Source organism: Croceicoccus sediminis (assembly GCF_007570835.1).
Classification (GTDB): Bacteria; Pseudomonadota; Alphaproteobacteria; order Sphingomonadales; family Sphingomonadaceae; genus Croceicoccus; species Croceicoccus sediminis.
In genome coordinates, this window is the sequence record NZ_SUNC01000002.1 from 500,950 (window position 1) to 520,679 (window position 19,730).

Sequence of the window (19,730 nt, forward strand, 5' to 3'; positions counted from 1 at the left end):
CCGCTTCACGCTCGCTATCGCGGTTCTCGTATTTCAATTCGGACGAGTCCGGGGCTGGTGTAGCGGTTGATCCAACGCTGCTACGACCGTTTCAGGATGATTTGGCAATTGCGGTTTGCAGTGAGGAACGGGTGGATCGCTCCAGCGTGAGCGAGGCACTGAGACACCATGCAAGATTGCCGTGAGGGTGCTCGAAGCCGACCTCGCCACCAACTTGCTGGCTCTCGCCCACTGCTGAATGGCACCCGTTTCGTAAATCGAGCCCCTCAAGTTCAGAGTTTCAGTTGGACGGCGCGATCGTCGTCCTCCGTCAATACATGGCCAACAAGGTGGGGCGGGTCGCGACCGATGAACTCGGCAAACGCATCGGCTGGGGCAGGGGCAGGACGGCAGCTACCCGGCGAAAGGTAGCTGCCGCCAGTCGAACCGCTTCAGTACGTGCCGCCGAGCAAGGCACCGGCGTCGGGAACGCGGCGTTCCAGGCCCAGCTTGTCCAGCATCTGGTGCGTCGTGCACACTGCGGCCGATACGACGGGAATGCCGATCCGGTCCTGTAGCGGCTGAATGATCGGCAGTGAGGGCATCTGCACACAGGCCGAGGCCACGAAGGCGTCGATCCCGGTGATGTCGACCTGCTTGTAGATTTCGAGAAGGCGCTGCGGATCGTGGCGACCGACCTCCAGATTGTCGGGAATCTCCAGCGCGGTGAAATCGCGCACGGTGATGCCCTCGCTCTCGATGTAATCGACCACCAGCTGCGTCAGCGGCTTCATGTAGGGGCAGATGACCGAAATCGTCTTCGCGCCCAGTGCATGCAGCCCTTCGACAAGGGCCCCTGCGCTCGTCACCACGGGGGCGGCGGCGTCGTTCTCGACCGTGCGTTGGTGCAGCCGCTTCTCGGACACCCGGTGATAGCCCTGCCCCATGCTCATGATCGCGACCAGGCAGGCATAGCCCAGCACGTCCACGCGCGCGTCCGACAGCTCAATCGCGCAGCGGTCGGAATCGCGGTCCATCGCTTCCAGTTCTTCCTTAACCACCTTCTTCATCCGCATGCGGCTGGAATGGAAAGTGAAGCGTTCGGGCAGGATGGCTTCGCGCGCGCGCAGCATCGCGGGGATTTCGGTTTCCATCGTGGTGTTGGACGAAGGGACGATCTGCCCCACGCGGAAGGGTCGGTTCTGGCTCATGGGAAAATCCTTGCGATTGGAAACGGGGCTCAGTCCTCGCCGGACCCGCTTTCGAGGTCGGCATCGAGGGGCGCATCGAACAGCGTGACGGGCGCACGCGGGGTGCGGTCCACCGTCAGGTCGAAGATGTCGAAACGGTTATAATGGCCGATGATGTCGTGCATCTGCTTGGGCTGGATACAGCGCGACAGGTCGATGTCGGCATAGACGATGCCGTCGTCGTCGATCAGCGGCTCGCCCACTTCGCGGCCGTCCGGGCCGATCACGCCGGAATAGGCGCTGTTCTTGCGTTGCAGCTTTTCCCGTGCGTCGGGGACCAGCCCTTCCATCGCCGTGATGATCTCTTCCGAAATGGTCGAGCAGGAGACGACGGTGAAGACCTTGCCCTCGAACGAATGCGCCATCGCGCGCACCTTGATCGCTTCGGCCATGTCGTAATCGGCCGGGGCGACCGGTAGCGAGATGTAGCTGGCCGCATGGACCAGTTCGCCCTGCGCCAGAAGCGAGAAACGCGCCAGCGTATTGGTGTTCTCGCCGCAGGCCAAGCCGCCCAGCGGGCCGATCGCCGTGTCGTAGACGACGAGGCCCGATCCGTCGCCGGGTGCCCAGGTCATCTTTTCCGCCCAGGTCGGCACCAGCTTGCGATGGCCGCCCATGATCGCACCGTCCGGTCCGATGAAAACCATCGTGTTGTAGAGCGTGCCGACCGAAACCGGGCTGCGTTCGTTCACGCCGATGATGACGTGGACACCGCATTCGCGCGCCGCTTCGCAGACTGTTTCGATTTCCGGCCCCGGCAGAAGGATGGAGCCGCGCACCAGCTTTTCGAACCAGGGGCTGGCCGACACGGGATCGGTGATCCAGCTCCAATAGGGATAGGCCGAGACGAAGACTTCGGGAAACACCACCAATGCCGCGCCGTTGCCGGCCGCTTCGCGGACAAGTCCGGCGGCCTTGGCGCAAGTGGCCTGGGCATCGAGGAAGACCGGGCTGGTCTGCACTGCGGCGGCCTTGAATTGCGGAAGTTGCATTCTCGCTTTCCCTCTATTCGGGGCGTCGCGCCCCACCATCATCGCCGCTGTCCCTTGCATCATGTTGACAGGTCGACGCAAGATATTTTAAGCTTAAACAAATTTGACGGAACACCTTTGGACAGGCTTGAGGGACGTACGATCATGGCGGTGCAGGCATACGATCAATATCGCGAAGACCAGCTCGGCCGCGCCAACGTGGCCGACACGCCCGAGCTGGTGGAATTCTACCGCGACCTCGAATCGCAACACGCCGGTGCGTTGTGGACCGTGGCCAACAAGATCGAACCGTGGGAACCGGAATCCGACTCGGTCCCGGTCCTGTGGCAATATGACCGGCTGCGCGATCATGTCCTGCGCGCGCTCGAACTCGTCAGCCCCGAAAAGGCAGGTCGCCGGGTCGTCTACCTTGCCAATCCGGGGCGGGCCGACGTGACCGCCGCGGTCGGCTGGCTCTATACCGGCCTGCAGGTCATGGGGCCGGGCGAAGTCGCCTCAAGCCACCGCCACTCGGCCTCTGCGCTGCGCTTCATCATGGAAGGCAGTGGCGCTTTCACGAATGTCGATGGGCACAAGATGACGCTGGGCCGCAACGATTTCGTGCTGACGCCCAATGGCACCTGGCACGAACACGGTGTCGCGGAAGACGGCTCGGTCTGCATCTGGCAGGACGGGCTCGACATTCCGCTGATGAATGCGCTTGAGGCCAATTTCTACGAAGTCCACCCCGACCTGCAACAGGCGGTCAGCTTCCCGATCGACGATTCCACGTCGACCTGGGGCCATGCTGCGCTGAAACCTGCAGGCGAAACCTGGTCGAAACGCTATTCACCGCTGCTGAAGTACGAGTGGGAACCGACTTACGAAGCGCTCTGCCGCTATGAAAAGGTCACCGATGGTTCGCCCTACGACGGGATCCACATGGATTACGTGAACCCCTTCACCGGCGGTCCGCCGATGTCGACCATGGGCGCTTCGATGCAATTGCTGCGACCGGGCCAGCATACCAAGGCCCACCGAGAAGTCGGCAGCTTCGTTTATCAGTGCGCCAAGGGCCACGGCCATTCCATCATCGGCGGCAAGCGCTTCGACTGGAAGGAAAAGGACATCTTCGTCGTCCCGTCCTGGATGTGGCACGAACATGTCAACGGCTCCGACACCGAAGACGCCTGCCTGTTCTCGTTCCACGACCTGCCGACGATGCGGGCCCTTGGCCTCTACCGTGCCGAGGGGCTCGCCGAAAACGGCGGTTACCAGCCGATCCTGCCCTGACATTCGCCCCTGGGGCGCAAACGACAATCTGACTGAAAAGGAATCTTCATGCGCTTAGTGACTTACCGTGCGACCATCGAGACAGAGGCGCGCCTTGGCGTGCTGGTTGACGGTACGGTCGTCGATGTCGCCCGCCTCGGCGCGCGCGCCGGCGTTCCGCTGCCCTCGCGTATGCTCGACTTTATCCGCCTTGGCCCCAATGCCGTTAGCGAACTGGGATGCCTTATCGAAGAGGCCAAGGGCCGCTGGCCGGTCGATGGCGCGCTGCCCTTGCCGTCGGTCGTCCTGCTCGCGCCGATCCCGCGTCCGGACAAGAACGTGTTCGGCATCGGGCTGAACTACATCGATCACGTCGCCGAAAGTTCAAAGGCGCTCGACACTTCGCCCGAACTGCCGAAACAGCCGGTCATCTTTTCGAAGCCGCCGACGACGGTCATCGCGCCGGGCGAACCGATCGTCCACCGCGCCGACATTACGCAGCAGCTCGACTGGGAAGTCGAACTGGGCGCGATCATCGGCACGCGGGCACAGCGCGTTTCGCGCGAAGACGCGCTGAACTACGTCTTCGGCTATACCGTGCTGATCGACATGAGCGCGCGCGATTGCCGCCGCGCCGGGCAGTGGATCTATTCCAAGGGTCAGGACAGCTACTGCCCGATGGGCCCGTGCATCGTTACCGCAGATGAAATCCCCGATCCGCAGACGCTGGACCTGTGGCTGACCGTCAACGGCGTTGAAAAGCAGCGTAACAACACGAGCCACATGCTGTTCAAGGTGGACGAACTCGTCTCCGACATCAGCCAGGGCATCACGCTCGATCCGGGCGACATCATCGCAACCGGCACGCCCGAGGGCGTCGGCGCGGGGCGTGATCCGCAGGAATTCGTCTGGCCCGGCGATGTCATCGAGGCCGAAGTCGCCGGTATCGGCAAGCTGCGCCATCCGGTTGTCGCGGGCTGATCGCCCAACCCGGCCGATCCACAGAAAAGGGCAGGAAGCCGGTACGCTTCCTGCCCTTTTTCTCGTCCTGCTGAACGATCGCGTCAGTATGCCGAGCGGGACGCATCGTCGATGATGTAGCGCCAACCGCCGTCGCGCGGGTCCTTCGCCATCACTTCGACACCGCCGCCGGTCATTTCCTGCAACGCGCCATCGGGATTGGTGAAGTTCAGACGCCAGTGATTGGTCGTCAGGGCGACGTCGCGATAGACATAGTGCTTCCGGTTGCCGAGCACGATAGTCGGCTTGATCGCCAGCAATCCGCCAAGATCCTCGCGCACCTTGTCCCGGCCGGTCATCAGGACGCCGTTCGGATTGATGTAGGTGACGTCTTCCATGTAGAGATCGAGCAGACCTTCAAGGTCTCCGTTGTTGCAACGTTCCTGCCAGGCATCGTACAACACGTCGATATCGGTCACCGGCGGGATCGCGCCGGTCTTGGTTGCCGCCAATGCCTTGCCGGACACGCCCACGGCTACCGCACCTGCCGCTGCCATCCGCAGAAAATCGCCGCGGCTCAACGGCAGCTGGCCATCGGAATCGCTGCCGCTCTTGGGGCGGCTGGCAGAAAGAAGGGCATTGCGAATAGATGCGATCATGGTGATTTTTCCCGGTAGAAATCTGGACAGGCGCTGACGATCGGGCCGCCGGCGGTCCGTGACAGCTTGATGCGACGGCACCGCCGCGTCCATTCCAGTTTCGGCCAAATGGCGGTTCTTTCGGCCTACCGCCGCGGTCCGGATCGGGTGCGGCCGATGCAATGCCTGCACGGGCGTGCTCGCCCGCGGCATGGCCGATCCGGTCGGATGGGCCGTGACCGTTACAGCGGCATGACGTTCCAGCCCCGTGGCCGGAATTGCAGCGTATCGGCGCGCGACGGCAATTCGTCCGGACGGAGGCTGTGTCATTCTCACATCATATTGATGTCAGCAGGATCGGTTCGGGGGTGGACGCCCCTTGCCATGCGTATCCTGCAGACCTTTTCGTTTCGGGCCGAACACCAACGGCCTTTGCCGGTGCCTTGTTCAGGGCAACCCGCTGGAGACAAGTTTTGAATGGTAGGACGACCTTCAAGACCGTAATTGCAAAGGCCCACCGCTATGTGGGCCTGTGTCTGGCGCCGTTGCTCGTCATCATTGCCGGGACCGGCAGCGTCATCGCGTTCTACGATGATCTCGAACGCTCTCTCAATACCGGTATGCGCGTCGTCGAACCGCAGGACGGCGGATGGACCATCCGCGATGCACTGCGCATTCGGGAGGAACTGGAACAGCAGGACCCGCGCGCCCACGTCTTCTCGCTGCAGTTCCCGCAACAGCCTGACGAATCGCTGTTTTCCCGTGTCATGCCGGCGGTGGACCCTGTAACCGGGCAGCCGGCGGACATCGATTATGACGAGGTTTTCGCCAACCCCTACACCGGGGAACGGTTGGGCCAGCGGATCATCGGCGCGGCCACCTTGCGGCCCGAGGGTATTCCCTCGTTCCTCTATTACCTGCACTACGCGCTGGTTTTTCCGCTCGGCATCGGGATCGTGATATTCGGCATCCTGGCACTTGTCTGGGCCGCCGAATCCATCTTCGGCTTCTACCTGACGCTGCCCGCCAGGCCAAAGCCGAACAAGTCGGGCAAGAAGCCACGCCCGTTCCTCAAGCGCTGGTCGACCTCGTGGAAGATCGCGCCCAGCGCGCCTGCGAACCGGCGGTTGCTCGATCTGCACAGGTCGACCGGTCTGTGGCTCTGGCCGCTTCTGCTCATGTTCGCCTTGACCGGATATGTCCTGAACCAGGGCGGGCCATACGCGCGCTTTATCGGCAATTTCACCGATTACGCCCATTTCCAGGAAGAGCCGCCGGTCCCGCCGCTGGCCGAGTTGCTGCTCGATCCCCCGGTCGACTGGTACTGGGCCGCCGACCTGGGTCAGCGCTATTTCGCGGAGCAGGCCCGGATCGAGGGCTTTGAACTGGGTAAGCCCGCGGCGATCGAATATCGCCGGGACCTGGGCGTCTATTTCTTCTCCATGCATACGTCGCGCGACCTGCTCGATGCGCAAGGCAACCCGACCGAGAGCAATTCGCCCGCGACCGCTGCGACCATCGCGATCGACGCGCGCGACGGGCGGTTCCTGGGCCTGCAGCTGCCGCGCGGACAACGCGCCGGCAATACGGTGACCAGCTGGCTGATCGCACTGCACGTGACTGCCATCGGCGGGCGGGCCTGGCAGGTCGCCGTCTCGCTGTTCGGGATGACGGTTGTGCTGATTTCGGTGACCGGCGTGCTGCTGTGGTGGCGGCGCCGACAGACGCGGCCCGCGCCGCGGCCGGCCCCGGGCCAACGGGACAAGACAGGGTTCGCAAACAAGCCATCTACATCCGTCCAGGGGAAGGCCGGATAGATTTCAGGGAGGTTAGAAATGACTATGAGCACCAAGTTTGGACGAATAGCCGCGGCAAAGGCCCTGTCGGGTTCCGTAATGCTGTGCCTTGTCGGCGCCCCCGGCGTTGCCTGGGCGCAGGATCAGGAACTGCGCAACGAAAACCCGGACGAGATCATCGTTACGGCCCAGAAGCGCGAACAGTTGCTGAGCGACGTTCCGGTACCGGTCACCGCCATCGGCGGCGGCGACCTGATTGCGCAGAACCAGACCAAGGTGGAGGAATTCTTCGCCAGCGTCCCCGGCGTGAACCTGCAGTTCCAGAACAACCGTTCGCAGCTTGCCATCCGCGGCATCACCACCGGCCCCGTCAGCGGCAACCCGGTCGTCGGCTATACCATCGACGACGCCCCGTTCGGCGGCGCGACGAGCCAGGGCGGCTTGTTCGGCTCGGCTCCCGATCTCGACCCGTCGGAACTGGCGCGGGTCGAAGTCCTGCGCGGCCCGCAAGGCACGCTTTACGGCGCGGCCAGCATGGGCGGCCTGGTCAAGTACGTTCTCGTCAAGCCGGACCTCGGTGCCTTTGGCGGTTCGGTCGCGGGCGGTTTGTCCTGGACCAAGCGGAGCAGCGAAGTCGGCTACAACCTGCGCGGCGCGGTCAACGTGCCGGTCAGCGATACGCTGGCCGTCCGTGCCAGCGGCTACACGCGCAAGGAAGCAGGGTATATCGACAACGTCCGCACGGGCGAAAGCGACGTCAATTCCTCGCGTGTTTCAGGCGGAAGGCTTGCCGCGCTGTGGGAACCCACGGACGGAATTTCGCTCGACCTCAATGCGCTTTACCAAGTGCGCAACATCTACGGCTCATCCAACGTCGATAGCACGACCGGGTCCTTCTATCAGCAGACGGACATGCCCGGAACCGGCCGCAGCCGTTCGGAAACGCAGATGTACACGGCGACCTTCAATGCCGATCTTGGCGGTGTCGACCTGACGTCGATCACGTCCTATTCGCGCGCGCAGAGCTACGACAACTTGGACTTTACCGCGTCCCCGCTGGTCGAATTCGCGCCGATCTTCCCCACTCTTTTCCCGGATCAGCCCGGCCTTGGCGACTTGTTCTACCAGGAATACAACGTCGACAAGTGGACGCACGAAACCCGTCTTGCCGGAAGCTTCGGTGACAGCGTCGACTGGATCGTGGGCGGCTTCTACACCAAGGAAAACGGCGATTACTCGCTGGACAATTCCGCCATCGATCCGGTGACCGGGGACACGGTGGGCGTTCCCATCGACGATGGGAACGGCCCGCAGCTCGGCACGATCATCGTCTGGCGCGACAAGATCAAGTTTGAGGAATACGCAGCCTTCGCCAACGTCGACCTGATCCTTTCGGAACGGTTCGATATCCAGGTCGGCGGCCGTTACAGCCACAACGACCAGAGCATGGACCACAACGACTGGTTCCAGTACGATCCGTACCCGGCACCGGCGTTCCCCTCGACCAACCAGCCCAAGGCCAGCGGAAGCGCGTTCACGTACCAGGTCTCGCCCCGCTTCAAGCCGACGCCCGACCACATGGTCTATGCGCGCGTGGCATCCGGTTACCGCCCCGGCGGTCCGAACGCGATCTGCGGTCCGCTGGCCCTGCCGTTTGACGTTCCTTGCGAGTTCAAGCCGGACAAGACGGTCAATTACGAACTGGGCGCCAAGGGCGATCTTGCCGACGGCGCGCTGTCCTATGACGTGTCGCTGTTCCACATCGACTGGACGGACATTCAGATCGTCCAGGTGCTGGACGTGTTCGTCTACAACGGTAACGCGGGCAAGGCGCGCAGCCGCGGTGTGGAGCTGGGGCTGACCGCAAGGCCGATGGACGGGCTGACGATTTCGGGCTGGTATGCCTATGTCGATGCGACGCTGCGTGAAGCGGTCGAGGATGCAAACTTCTTCGCCCGCGAAGACGACAGGCTGCCGTTCTCGAGCGAGCATTCGGCCCGTCTGTCGATCGATTACGAATTCTTCCCGAGTTCGTCCATCGAGGCGCGCATCGGCGGATCGGCGACTTATGTCGGCGACCGCAAGGGCGAATTCGTACCATTCGAGGGCGTCTACGACCTGCGTCAGAACTATCCGTCCTACACCCAGTTCGATCTCTATGCCTCGGCCACGATGGGCCAGTTCACGCTCAGCGGGTTCGTCCAGAACGTGACGAACAAGCATGGCGTGATCGGCGGTGGGTTCTGGAACCAGACCACATACAACGCCAACTGGTTCAACTATGCCCGGCCGCGCACCATCGGCTTCAATGCGGAAATGAAGTTCTGAACATTCGTCCCGGACTGAATTGACCGGGCGGAAAAAGAAAGGCCGCGGCGAAGCTGGTTCGCCGCGGCCTTTTCGTTTGGGGCCGGTGTAGTGGGGCGATGCCTCAGGGCTTGGGCGTAAGCTCGCGGTCCTGTTCCGAGCGGCCGTCGAGCACTTGCGACCCGCTGATCTTGCCCGATGCGTCGAGTGTCAGGGTGACCGGCGTAAGCCCGCGGTTCTGCCAATGCCAGCCGTGGATACCCGAAAACGCCGCGACATAGCGCCCGGCCTGGTGGTCCGTTTCGGTAATGGCATAGCTTTCGGTAAGCGCTTCCCCACCGTCGAACGGGTGCGCGTGCATGTCCATGTTCAACGGTCCGTCGGCGCTCCACGCGAAAGTGATGGGCGCGTCTTTCTCGAGTTTGTATTTCAGTTCGATCTCGCCATAGGGCTGGATTTCGTAGGTCCAGTGATCGGAAACGCCCGGCTCCGGATCGGCGATGGTTTCAAGAGGGGTCAGAACGCCTTGCCGCTTTGCCCCGCGTGCAAGATTTTCCGCCGCGGAAGGATTGGCCATCTGCGTCAGCCCGCTTTGTTCGCCAAGGCCCGTGGGGTCGATGCCGGTTTCTGCCGGAAGCACGAATATGACGGCAATGGCCGCCACCACGACCGCGCCGCCGCCGATCAGCAGGGCCTTCTTGCGCCCCGACGCACCCGGATTTGCTTGGTTGCTCATGTCGAATACTCCCAGATTTGATGGAAAAAGATAATCAGGCCGCAGCCGATCAGGACGCGGTTCACCGCGATCGCCTGAACGGCAAAACCGGGCCGCAGACGCCAGAGGTTGAGCAGGTTCACGACGAAGAACAGGACGATGATCTGTCCCAGTTCGACCCCGACGTTGAAGCTGATCAGGTTGGTCACCAGCCCGTCGGGCGAAATCTTGAGGTCCAGCAGTTTGGTCGCCAGCCCGAGACCATGGCACAGGCCGAACGCGAGCACGGCAATGCGCTTGTCGAGGTTCCATCCCGCGCGGCTCAGCAGGCCAAGGTTCTCCGCCCCCTTGTAAACGATGGATAGCCCGATGATCGCATCGACGATGTGGCTGTTCGCGCCTGTGTGGAACAGCACGCCGAGCATGAGCGTCAGCGAATGCCCGATGGTGAACATCGAGACGTAAAGGACGACGTCCCGGAACCGGTGCAGGAACATCACGACGCCGATCAGGAACAGGATGTGGTCGTAGCCGGTCACCATGTGCTTGGCGCCAAGGTACAGGAACGGGATTATCGCAGGTCCTTGCGTCGCGGCGACGAAGGCGCGATCGCCTTGCGCCACATCGTGGGCGAGCGCGAATTGCGGGGCGGCCATCATGGCGGCCGCCAGCAGGATGATACAGGTGCGAAGAAGGGCCGGCTTCATTCGGCCGGCTGCACCGCGCGCCAGCTTGGGGCCATGCCTGCGGGGTTGGTCATGTAGGTTTCGTGACAGGCGCTGCACACGTTGTAGAGCGTGCCGCCGACGTCCAGCACCTTTTCGGGATCCTGCGCCGCTGCTGCCTCTTCGGCCTGCTGCGAAACCGCGACCAGGCCTTGCGCATAGGCGGTCCAGTCGGCGCCGCGACCTTCGGCATATTCGGGCTTTTGCATGTCTTCGCCCAACTGGCCCAGCTTTCGCGCGGCGGCGGCGACGGTTTCCCATTCGGCGTCGCTTTGCGGCATGATCTCGCGCGATCCGTTTTCGTCGCTGATGTATTGCACGGCCTGCCAGTATGTGTCGGCATTGGGCTGCACCGCTTCGATCATCAGCATCTTAGCGATGTTGTCCTCGCTCCCGGCTGCCTTGCCATCGTCGTGTGACGAGCATCCGGCAACGAAAAGGGCAGCCATCAGGCCGACGGATCCCAACGATATTCCGGGCAATGATATTCTGGTCACGGATCGGGTCCTCTCGATGATGCACGTCCAATGTGCCGCCATCGTGCTGGTCTATCCGGGTGCCTGAAAGAAAATTGCGGTGACCGAGAGGTTACAGGGCCGTTACACTTGGCGCGAAAGCCCCGGCAAAGCGTGGGTCGGCCGCCTGCGGGAACGCGTTCGCAAGTCAGGAAAACGAGGGCTGTACCGGTATCGTAACGTGCCGCCGCTTGGCTAAGCGCGCCGCCCCCCTCAGCATGGGCCCCACGAAAGCCCAGTGAGAGGGGAGACACTCAATGTCGCTAACCGCCTTCAGCGATTGGTTGTACGAAACGCCATTTTCTACCGTGCTGCGCGAGACGACTTGGGCGATTCCCAATTTGCAGACGATCCACATCCTCGCGATCTGCGTGATCGTCGGATCGGCTCTCGCGACAGAGCTGCGCATGGCCGGTCTCTTCGCGACCGACCGGGCCCTGCCCAATGTGCTCAACCGCTACCTTCCGTGGATGAAGTGGGCGCTCGTGGTGCTTCTGGCCACCGGACTTCTGCTCGTGATCGCAGAGCCGGGCAGGACGCTCAACAACACGCTTTTCTGGATCAAGATGGCGCTGGTTGCCGGGGCCAGCCTGGTGACCCTGCGTGCCCGCCGCACACTGGTGGTGGACCACGCGGACGGACCCGACACGGTAGCCAGGCCCGAAGCGTCGCGCGGCCTTTCCTGGCTGATGCTGTTGGTTTGGGTCGCGATCATCTTCTGCGGACGCTTCATTGCATACGTCTGATGACAGCAGCGCACGGCAAGCGCCGTCACCATTGAGACCAGAGGGGAAAGCCCGTGAGCATCGATAACATCCTGCAAACCATCTACGACTTGCCCATGTCCGCGTCCGTGCGGGAAAGCGTCAATGCCTTCCCGGTCCTGGAATCGCTGCACGTGCTCGCGCTGGCCATCGTTTTCGGAACGATCCTGATCGTCGATCTGCGGCTTGTCGGCGTGGCGTCCCACCGCCGCGAGGCAAGCAGGCTGATCCGGGAACTGCTGCCCTTTACCTGGGTGGCGTTCGTGGTGGCGGTGCTGACCGGGCTCGGCATGTTCATGTCGAACGCGCTGTCCTATGCGGCCAATACCTATTTCCTGCTGAAGATGGTCGCGCTCGTCGTGGCGGGCCTCAACATGGCGTGGTTCCATTCCACCGCCTATCGCCGCATCAGCGAATGGGACGAAACCCTTCCGCCGCCGCGCGCAGCGCGCTTTGCGGGCTTTACGTCGCTGATCACCTGGACGGTGGTTATCTTCCTGGGCCGCTGGATCGGCTTCACGCTGGAAATGGTCTGGTAACAGCCCGCAGGCCGGATCAGGTCTTTCCCGGAAACCGTCCGGGAGAGTACCCGGTCCATTCCTTGAAAGCGCGGGAGAAGGCGGCGGCATCGGAATAGCCAAGCTGTTCTGCCGCAATGGCAAGCGACACGCCCGGTTTCGACAGGATCGTCTGGGCGCGTTCCTTGCGGGCGTCCTGCAGCAGTTCGCGGAACGAGGTGCCTTCTTCGGTAAGGCGGCGGCGAAGCGACCTTTCCGACAATTTCAGTTCGGCCGCCACCGCAGCGCAGTCGATATGGGTGCGCCCCAACCAACGCGAGATGATGTCGCGGGTCAGCGACACGAAGCTCTCGCTGGGGGCCGCTTCGGGGCCCATCAGGTCGAGCAGGTGCCATTCGAGGATATTGCGCAGCTTGCGATCCTGAGACGGGACCGCGGTCGCGAACCCGGCATCGAGATCGTCATTGTCGATGATGAGGCCGTTGATCAGCTGGTTGCCCAGGACCGGTGCCCTGAAATATTCCTCCAGCCGTTCCTTGCGCCCCTCGATCGGGTGTTCGAAATGGACCATGCGCGGTGCCCATTTCGGGCCGATGAGTTCGCGGGCGATGTGAACGTAGCCCGAAAGCGCGAATTCGGAATCCTGCGTGCGCGGCCACACCCTCTCGTCCTCGATACGGTAGACATAGGCGGTCGTATCGGTATCGCGGCGGCTTTCGAACAGCGTCCGGCTTTGCAGCCTCGACTGAAACAGGGCCAGGCAATCGAGCGCGCCGCGCAAGTTCCCCGCCGCGCGCAAAAGCGCATAGAACGGTCCCAGATCGGCCAGGCCGAACGACGCGCCCATCTGCAGGCCAAGATATGGCCGGTCGAATTTCTCCGCCGCCACTTCCAGCAGGGAGACATAGCGATGGAGGGGCACGACTTCGTACGGGGTTTCCAGCTGAGAGCGGAACATCCCGTGTTCGCGCAGCAGCGGATCGATCCGTTTGCCCATGTCCGAAAGGGCATCGAGCAGTGGGGTCAGGAACATCAGGCGGATGGTTCCAAACCCGGCCTTCGGCCCCGGTGCCGTGTCTTCAATGTCGGTATTTTCGCTCATCCCTTGTGAAGGTATTGGCCGAACATGCAAACAGTCAATCCCTAGCTGCAATTTACCGTTCCGTCCCCAGAGGCGAAAGCCGATTGTCCGCACCTTGCAGAGAGGAATTGCCTCTGCCCCGGGTGCCGACACAAGTGGGAGTGGAACAAATTGGCAGATAGTGATGCCCTGGGCGGGACGGCTCCAGCGTCCGCAAATGACAAGCCCGGAGGCGCCTTGCTGGCCGACCTCCCGCGCGTGGATTTTCTCTACCTTTCGGAACCCGACATGATCCGCGCGGGCGTGACCGACATGCCCCGCTGCATCGACGCGCTGGAAGAGATGTTCGCCCTGCTGCACGTGGGTGATTACCGCATGGCGGGCGGCAGCAACAATTCGCATGGCGCCATCGTCGTATTTCCGGAAAACTCCCCGTTTCCCGACATGCCGAAACAGACGGTCGATCGCCGTTTCATGGCCATGCCCGCCTATCTGGGCGGGTCGTTCCGGACGGCGGGGATGAAATGGTACGGCTCCAACGTCGCCAACCGCGAGATCGGGCTGCCCCGTTCGATCCTGACGTTCATCCTGAACGATGTCGACACGGGCGCGCCGCTGGCGATGATGTCGGCCAACCTGCTTTCGGCCTATCGCACCGGCGCGGTGCCCGGCGTGGGGGCGCGGCACCTGGCGCGCAAGGATTCCCGCGTGGTCGGCCTTGTCGGGCCCGGCGTTATGGCGCGGACCTCGTTGGCCGCCTTCATGAATGAATGTCCGCTTATCGACACGGTGAAGATCAAGGGGAGGGGCAAGGCCAATCTCGACGCGTTCCGGGCGTGGGTGCGCGAAACCTATCCGCAATTGCGCGTCGAGGTCGTGGACACCGAAGAGGAAATCATCCGGGGAAGCGACATCGCCAGTTTCTGCGCGTCGGTGGCGACGGGCGATCCGTCGATCTACCCAACGGTCAAACGCGAATGGGTCGAACCCGGCACGTTCCTGTCCATGCCCGCGCCGTGCAACATCGATGACGGCATGATCGGCAAGGACATCCGCAAGGTCCTCGACTTCACCGGCATGTACGAGGCCTACCTCGAGGAATTGCCCGCGCCGCGCCACAACCACGTGCCCGCGGTCGGCGTGCGCTATTTCGACCTGATCGAGGAAGGCCGCCTTTCGCGCGACGACATGGAAGACCTTGGCGCGATCGTGGCGGGCGATGCGCCCGGCAGGCAGAACGACGATGAAATCATCGTCCTGTCCGTCGGCGGCATGGCGGTCGAGGACGTCGCCTGGGGCACCATCATCTACCGCAACGCCGTCGCAAGCGGGATCGGCGTCAAACTGAACCTTTGGGAAGAGCCGGCGCTGAAGTGAGCGCCGCGCATTCCCGATCTCATCAAAACGGAGGCATCATGCCTAAAGTCGTCAAGGTAAAGACCGGCAACAAGTTCGAGGAACACGGGTCCTATTCGCGGCTCGTCGCGGTGGACAACATGATCTTTGTGTCCAACACCGCCGGGCGGAATCCGCGCACGAAGGAGATTCCCGAAGATCTTGGCGAGCAGACCAACCAGGTGCTCGACAATATTGCGGCGGCGCTGGCTTCGGTCGATGCCAGGCTGGAAGACGTCGTTTCGGCGCGCGTCTACGTGCAGTTTCCCGAACATATCGACACGATCATGACGACGTACGGCAATCGCATGCGCGGCATCAATCCGGCCCTCACCATGACTTGCCCCTCGCTGGGATCGGAAACCTACAAGGTAGAGATCGACGTGGTCGCCATTCGCGGCGTGTCCGGGGCCGATGTCGAGGAAATGACGATCTCGCTGTGACCCGGCTTCCGATCAACATGGCTCCGCAGATCGAGCCGGTCGAGACCAGCGCGACATTGCCGCGCGAAACCGACGTCGTCGTGATCGGCGGCGGAATCGTCGGGCTGTCGACTGCGCTGTCCCTTGCCGAGCGCGGCGTTGCCGTGACCGTCATCGAGAAGGGCCGGATCGCGGGGGAGCAATCTTCGCGCAACCTGGGCTGGGTGCGAAAAGTGATGCGCCCCCCGGTCGACCTGCCGATGGCGCAGCGGGCCGAGGAACTGTGGGCGCAAATGCCGCAACGCGTCGGTTCGGACTGCGGTTTCCGGCAGGCCGGAATCACCTATGTCGCGCGTAGCGAGGACGAGCTGGCGAACTATTCGGGCTGGCTTGGCGATGTGAAGGGGTCCGGCGTCGATTCCCGCATGCTGTCCCCGCGCGAGATCGACGCGATAGCCCCCGGCAGCGCGCAAAGCTGGGTCGGCGGGATCGTCACCCCGTCCGACGGCCGGGCGGAGCCGACGATTGCCAACAGCGCGATTGCCCGGACCGCGATGGCCAAGGGCGCGGTGATAATCGAGAACTGCGCGGTTCGCACGCTGGAGACGACCGGCGGCGCGGTCAGCGGCGTCGTGACGGAGCATGGCGAAGTCCGCTGCCGACAAGTGGTGTTGGCAGGCGGCGTCTGGTCCCGCCGCTTTTTGGCCAATCACGGCATCCGCCTCCTGACCTTGCCGCTGGTCGCCTCGGTCCTGCGGACCGAAGCGATGGAGGGGCCGACCGAAAGTGCCGTTGGCGGGTCTGACTTCTCGTTCCGCAAGCGGCTGGACGGGGGTTACACGATCACGCAGCGCGGTGCGCTTTATGCGCCGCTCATGCTCGATCACCTGCTCATCGGACTGGAATACCTGCCGACCCTGATCGCGCAGTGGAAGAACCTGCGCGTGTCTTTGGGCAAGGAGTTCCTGGCCGACCTGAAGCTGCCGCGCCGCTGGAAAGCAGACGAAATCTCGCCCTTCGAAATGGTCCGCACGATGGACCCGCCCGTGGTGCAGGGTCTGAACGACGAAGCGATGCGCAACCTGATTTCTGCATGGCCGGCTTTCGCCCAGGCCAAGGTCGCGCAGCAGTGGGGCGGGATGATCGACGTGACGCCCGATTCCATGCCGGTCATCGGCGCGGCCGAACGCATACCGGGCCTGATGCTTGCGACGGGCTTTTCCGGCCATGGCTTTGGAACGGGTCCGGCGGCTGGCGAGCTGGTCGCCGATCTGCTTCTTGGTCAGAAACCTTCGATCGATCCCCAGCCCTATCGCCCCGACCGGTTCTGAACGCCAAGGCGTTCAGCCGAACTGGTCGACGCCTTCCAGCCGCATGCACACCGCCTTGGGTTCGGTGAAGGCGTGCACCGCCTCGGTCCCGAATTCGCGGCCGAGGCCGGACAGCTTGCTGCCACCGAACGGCATCGAAAGATCGAGGATATTGTGGGTGTTGAGCCACACGGTACCCGCGTCGAGGCGCTCTGCAAGGACGTGGGCGTTATCGAGATTGCTCGTCCAGATACTCGCCGCAAGGCCATAGGGCGTGTCGTTGGCGCGTTCCACGATCTGGGATCGATCCTCGATCCGCGTGGCGCAGACAACGGGGCCGAAAATCTCTTCACGCACGACGGTCATGTCGGGGGTCACGTCCGCCAGAAGGGTCGGACGGTAATACCAGCCCGGTCCCTCGGTCGTGCAGCCGCCGGCCACGGTGCGTGCGCCTTCGCTGGCACCGGCATCGACCAGTCCGCTGACGCGTTCGCGCTGGCGGGCGGAAATCAGCGGACCGACCTGCGTATCGCTGGCGAAGGGAGAGCCCAGTTTGAGTTCCTCGGCAATCCGGGCGACACCTTCCATGACGGCATCGTAGACCGGCGCTTCGATCAGCAGGCGCGATCCCGCCGTGCAGATCTGGCCCGAATTGGAATAGATCGCGGCCGCCGCGCCGGGGATGGCGCGTTCCAGGTCGGCATCGGCCAGAACGATCGTCGGCGATTTGCCGCCCAGTTCCAGCGTGACGCGCTTCATGGTCCTGGCGGACGCGGCAAGGATGTGCTGGCCGGTGGCGGTGGAGCCGGTGAAGGCGATTTTCTTCACCAGCGGATGATCGACCAGCGCGGCCCCGGCCTCGGCGCCGGTGCCTGTCACGATGTTGACTGCGCCTGCCGGAAAGCCGGCCTCGGCGATCAGTTCGCCAAGCCGCATGGTGGTCAGCGAGCTTTCCTCCGAAGGCTTGAGCACGACGGTACAGCCAAAGGCGATGGCCGGTGCGATCTTCTGGATCGCCTGTCCGATCGGGAAATTCCACGGCGTGATGCCGCCGATCACGCCGATGGGCCTGCGCTGCGTATAGGCGCGATAGATGGCGTCTTCGGGCATCAGCGGATTGTGCGTGACATACTCGCCGTTGATCTTCGAAGCCCAGCCGGCGAAATAGCGCAGCCCGTCGATCGTGAACTGCAGGTCGATATTACTGGTGACGAACAGCAGCTTACCGCTATCCAGCGATTCCAGTGCCGCCAGTTCTTCACGGTGTTCCTCGACCAGAAGGGCCAGGTTTTCCAGCAGACGACCGCGATCGAGCGGGCGCATGCTGCGCCACTCACGGCTTTCGAAGCAGGCATGGGCCGCCTTGACCGCCGCATCCACGTCCGCTGCGCTGCAGGCGGGAAAGGCCATGATGCGCTCTCCCGTTGCCGGGTCGATGGCATCGATCGTGCCGTTTGCATGGCGCGGTTCGGCCAGCTCTCCGTTCAGGAGCAGCTTGCCGCCCGGCAGCGTGATCGCGGGGCGTTCGTTCTTGGCGGGCAATACGGTGGCGGACATGTGAGCTTTTCCGATCGAATGGTTACGCAGCGGACGTGGCGGGCAGGTCGCCTTCCACCTGGGTCGCGCCGATTTGGGCATAGACCTGCGGCCGGGCGCGGCGCAGCCAGTTGCCGTGGAACAGGCCTGCCGCGATCAGGAAGACGAATAGGATCGGCAGGCTGTTGATGATAACCAGGTCGGTGCCGGTCAGGGCCGAATAGTTCGCCAGCGAAAGCACGGTGATAAGCGTGATGATGATCCCCGCTGTCAGCGGCGCCCAAACCGTTCCGAAAGTGATTTCGCCCCGGCGGATGAAATAGACCGGTATGGCGAGCGACGTGGTGGCAAGCAGGATTTCCAGCCCGACCGCCCCCATCGACGACAGGCTGGTCGTCAGGCTGAGCAGCGGGTCCAGCCCGGCCAGCGCGAACATGCCGATGATCGTGCCCAGGATCACGGCGAGCAGCAGGCAGGCCTTGTAGGGCGAGCCGTGGACCGGGTGGATCAGCCCCAGTTTCCTGGGCAGCAGGCCGTCCCGCGACAGGGCGAAGAAGTAGCGCGCGATATTGTTGAAGAAGCCGAGCGCTGCGGCAAACAGGCTGGTCACGGTCAGCAGGTTCAGCGCGTCGCGGCCGAACACACCCAGATGCTGCATGGTGATCCCGCTGACTAGGCGGCCCGGATCCTTGGCCGCTTCGGCCTGGATGTTCTCGGGCGAAATGGCCAGGACCAGGCACCACGAAGACAGGACGTAGAACGTGCCCAGCAGCAGGATCGCGCCATAGGTCGCGCGCGGGATGGTGCGTTCGCGATCGCGCGCCTCTTCCTGGTAGATTGCGGTCGCTTCAAACCCGATGCAGCCGTTGATGGCGTAGATCAGCGCGATGCCCAGCCCCGGTGCGAAGATCGCGCCGGGCGTGAAGCTGGTGAATGAAAGGCCATCGAAACCCACTTCCCAGAGGATGAGAACGTCGAGGAGGACGATGAGCCCGACTTCGAGCAGAAGCGCGACGGCAAGGACTTTCGCCGCGAGCGTGATCTTGCGATAGCCAAGCCAAGCGACGAGGCCGATGCCCAGTGCCGCCCATATTTCCCAGCGCGTCGCGATGCCGAAACCCGTTTCGAGGAGGTCGGAGGCAAAGAACGCCATGGCCCCCAGAACCGAAGCGGCGGCGCAGATATAGGCGGTGACCGCCACATAGGCCGCGGCGACGCCTGCTTCCTTGTTCAGGCTGTGCGCGATGTAGGCATAGAACGCACCGGCGTTGCGAACGTGCGGGATCATGCGGACATATCCCATCGCGAACAGCAGCATCACGCCGCAGACCAGCAGCTGCGTTCCCGGCATCCCGGCGCCGTTTCCGAAGGCGAGCGCGAGGGGGATAATTCCGGCCAGCACACCCATCGGGGCGGCGCAGGCCAGGATCATGAAAATGATATCGCCGGTGCCCAGCAGACCTTTCATCAGTCCACCGCGATCCGCTGCTTGTGCTGCGCCGTCAGTCATATTTTTCACCCGTATCTCCCGAACCCCAGCTTGTGCCAAGCGGGCGCCCAGACGGGCAGTGCGGGC

Annotated in this window: 18 protein-coding genes; 9 read left to right on the forward strand and 9 right to left on the reverse strand. The window is 63.2% G+C overall.

Features of this window, described 5'->3' with window-relative positions; translation table 11 throughout:
- Positions 1–431 precede the first annotated feature (431 nt).
- Together FAX90_RS10485 and FAX90_RS10490 are read right to left on the reverse strand one after the other, a co-directional pair.
- Entirely contained in the window at positions 432–1,190 is a 759-nt protein-coding gene (locus FAX90_RS10485; protein WP_144097312.1) for a maleate cis-trans isomerase family protein, read from the reverse strand.
- 29 nt (positions 1,191–1,219) lie between these two features.
- Positions 1,220–2,221 (reverse strand): carbon-nitrogen hydrolase family protein, encoded by a 1,002-nt coding sequence (locus FAX90_RS10490; protein WP_144097313.1) that lies wholly within the window; start codon positions 2,219–2,221, stop codon positions 1,220–1,222.
- Between the two features lie 144 nt (positions 2,222–2,365).
- Here FAX90_RS10490 and FAX90_RS10495 point away from each other — a divergent pair, with 144 nt between their 5' ends.
- Together FAX90_RS10495 and FAX90_RS10500 are read left to right on the forward strand one after the other, a co-directional pair.
- Entirely contained in the window at positions 2,366–3,493 is a 1,128-nt protein-coding gene (locus tag FAX90_RS10495; protein WP_144097314.1) for a cupin domain-containing protein, read from the forward strand.
- Positions 3,494–3,541: 48 nt separating this feature from the next.
- Complete coding sequence (locus tag FAX90_RS10500) at positions 3,542–4,453, forward strand: fumarylacetoacetate hydrolase family protein (RefSeq protein WP_144097315.1); 912 nt, start codon at positions 3,542–3,544, stop codon at positions 4,451–4,453.
- 83 nt (positions 4,454–4,536) lie between these two features.
- Here the strand turns inward: FAX90_RS10500 and FAX90_RS16610 are convergent, their stop codons facing one another.
- Positions 4,537–5,091: a YybH family protein gene (locus FAX90_RS16610; RefSeq protein WP_170234935.1), complete on the reverse strand. Its 555-nt coding sequence runs from the start codon at positions 5,089–5,091 to the stop codon at positions 4,537–4,539.
- A 347-nt stretch (positions 5,092–5,438) separates the two neighbouring features.
- Here FAX90_RS16610 and FAX90_RS10510 point away from each other — a divergent pair, with 347 nt between their 5' ends.
- Positions 5,439–6,887, forward strand: a complete 1,449-nt coding sequence (locus FAX90_RS10510; RefSeq protein WP_276612304.1) for a PepSY-associated TM helix domain-containing protein — start codon at positions 5,439–5,441, stop codon at positions 6,885–6,887.
- Between the two features lie 18 nt (positions 6,888–6,905).
- Positions 6,906–9,194, forward strand: coding sequence for a TonB-dependent receptor (locus FAX90_RS10515; protein ID WP_144097318.1), 2,289 nt, complete (start codon positions 6,906–6,908; stop codon positions 9,192–9,194).
- Between the two features lie 103 nt (positions 9,195–9,297).
- Here FAX90_RS10515 and FAX90_RS10520 read toward each other — a convergent pair whose 3' ends face one another.
- From FAX90_RS10520 to FAX90_RS10530, 3 genes are read right to left on the reverse strand one after another with little or no spacing between them, the layout of a single operon-like run.
- Positions 9,298–9,909 (reverse strand): hypothetical protein, encoded by a 612-nt coding sequence (locus FAX90_RS10520; RefSeq protein ID WP_205700665.1) that lies wholly within the window; start codon positions 9,907–9,909, stop codon positions 9,298–9,300.
- Positions 9,906–10,595: a HupE/UreJ family protein gene (locus FAX90_RS10525; protein WP_144097319.1), complete on the reverse strand. Its 690-nt coding sequence runs from the start codon at positions 10,593–10,595 to the stop codon at positions 9,906–9,908. Before FAX90_RS10525 ends, FAX90_RS10520 begins: the two co-directional genes overlap by 4 nt.
- Positions 10,592–11,062, reverse strand: coding sequence for a hypothetical protein (locus FAX90_RS10530; RefSeq protein WP_144097320.1), 471 nt, complete (start codon positions 11,060–11,062; stop codon positions 10,592–10,594). The genes FAX90_RS10525 and FAX90_RS10530 overlap by 4 nt, the downstream gene beginning before the upstream one ends.
- Positions 11,063–11,385: 323 nt before the next feature.
- Here FAX90_RS10530 and FAX90_RS10535 point away from each other — a divergent pair, with 323 nt between their 5' ends.
- Positions 11,386–11,874 carry a DUF6644 family protein gene (locus FAX90_RS10535; RefSeq protein ID WP_144097321.1) on the forward strand — a complete coding sequence of 163 codons (489 nt, stop codon included), beginning with the start codon at positions 11,386–11,388 and terminating at the stop codon, positions 11,872–11,874.
- A gap of 53 nt (positions 11,875–11,927) precedes the next feature.
- Entirely contained in the window at positions 11,928–12,431 is a 504-nt protein-coding gene (locus FAX90_RS10540) for a DUF6644 family protein (RefSeq protein ID WP_205700666.1), read from the forward strand.
- A 16-nt stretch (positions 12,432–12,447) separates the two neighbouring features.
- Here the strand turns inward: FAX90_RS10540 and FAX90_RS10545 are convergent, their stop codons facing one another.
- A complete protein-coding gene (locus tag FAX90_RS10545) occupies positions 12,448–13,512 on the reverse strand; it encodes an AraC family transcriptional regulator (RefSeq protein WP_144097322.1) in 1,065 nt (354 codons plus the stop codon).
- A gap of 216 nt (positions 13,513–13,728) precedes the next feature.
- Here FAX90_RS10545 and FAX90_RS10550 point away from each other — a divergent pair, with 216 nt between their 5' ends.
- The 3 genes from FAX90_RS10550 to FAX90_RS10560 are packed head-to-tail and all read left to right on the forward strand — an operon-like array spanning position 13,729 to position 16,639.
- Positions 13,729–14,868: an ornithine cyclodeaminase family protein gene (locus FAX90_RS10550; RefSeq protein WP_240704847.1), complete on the forward strand. Its 1,140-nt coding sequence runs from the start codon at positions 13,729–13,731 to the stop codon at positions 14,866–14,868.
- 38 nt (positions 14,869–14,906) lie between these two features.
- Complete coding sequence (locus FAX90_RS10555) at positions 14,907–15,329, forward strand: Rid family hydrolase (RefSeq protein ID WP_144097323.1); 423 nt, start codon at positions 14,907–14,909, stop codon at positions 15,327–15,329.
- Positions 15,326–16,639 (forward strand): NAD(P)/FAD-dependent oxidoreductase, encoded by a 1,314-nt coding sequence (locus FAX90_RS10560; RefSeq protein WP_240704848.1) that lies wholly within the window; start codon positions 15,326–15,328, stop codon positions 16,637–16,639. The genes FAX90_RS10555 and FAX90_RS10560 overlap by 4 nt, the downstream gene beginning before the upstream one ends.
- Before the next feature lie 12 nt (positions 16,640–16,651).
- On the opposite strand, the gene FAX90_RS10565 is transcribed toward FAX90_RS10560, so the two are convergent.
- On the reverse strand, positions 16,652–18,175 hold the full coding sequence (locus FAX90_RS10565; RefSeq protein ID WP_144097324.1) for an aldehyde dehydrogenase family protein: 1,524 nt from the start codon (positions 18,173–18,175) through the stop codon (positions 16,652–16,654).
- Positions 18,176–18,197: 22 nt separating this feature from the next.
- Positions 18,198–19,664 (reverse strand): APC family permease, encoded by a 1,467-nt coding sequence (locus FAX90_RS10570; RefSeq protein WP_144097325.1) that lies wholly within the window; start codon positions 19,662–19,664, stop codon positions 18,198–18,200.
- Between the last annotated feature and the right edge of the window lie 66 nt (positions 19,665–19,730).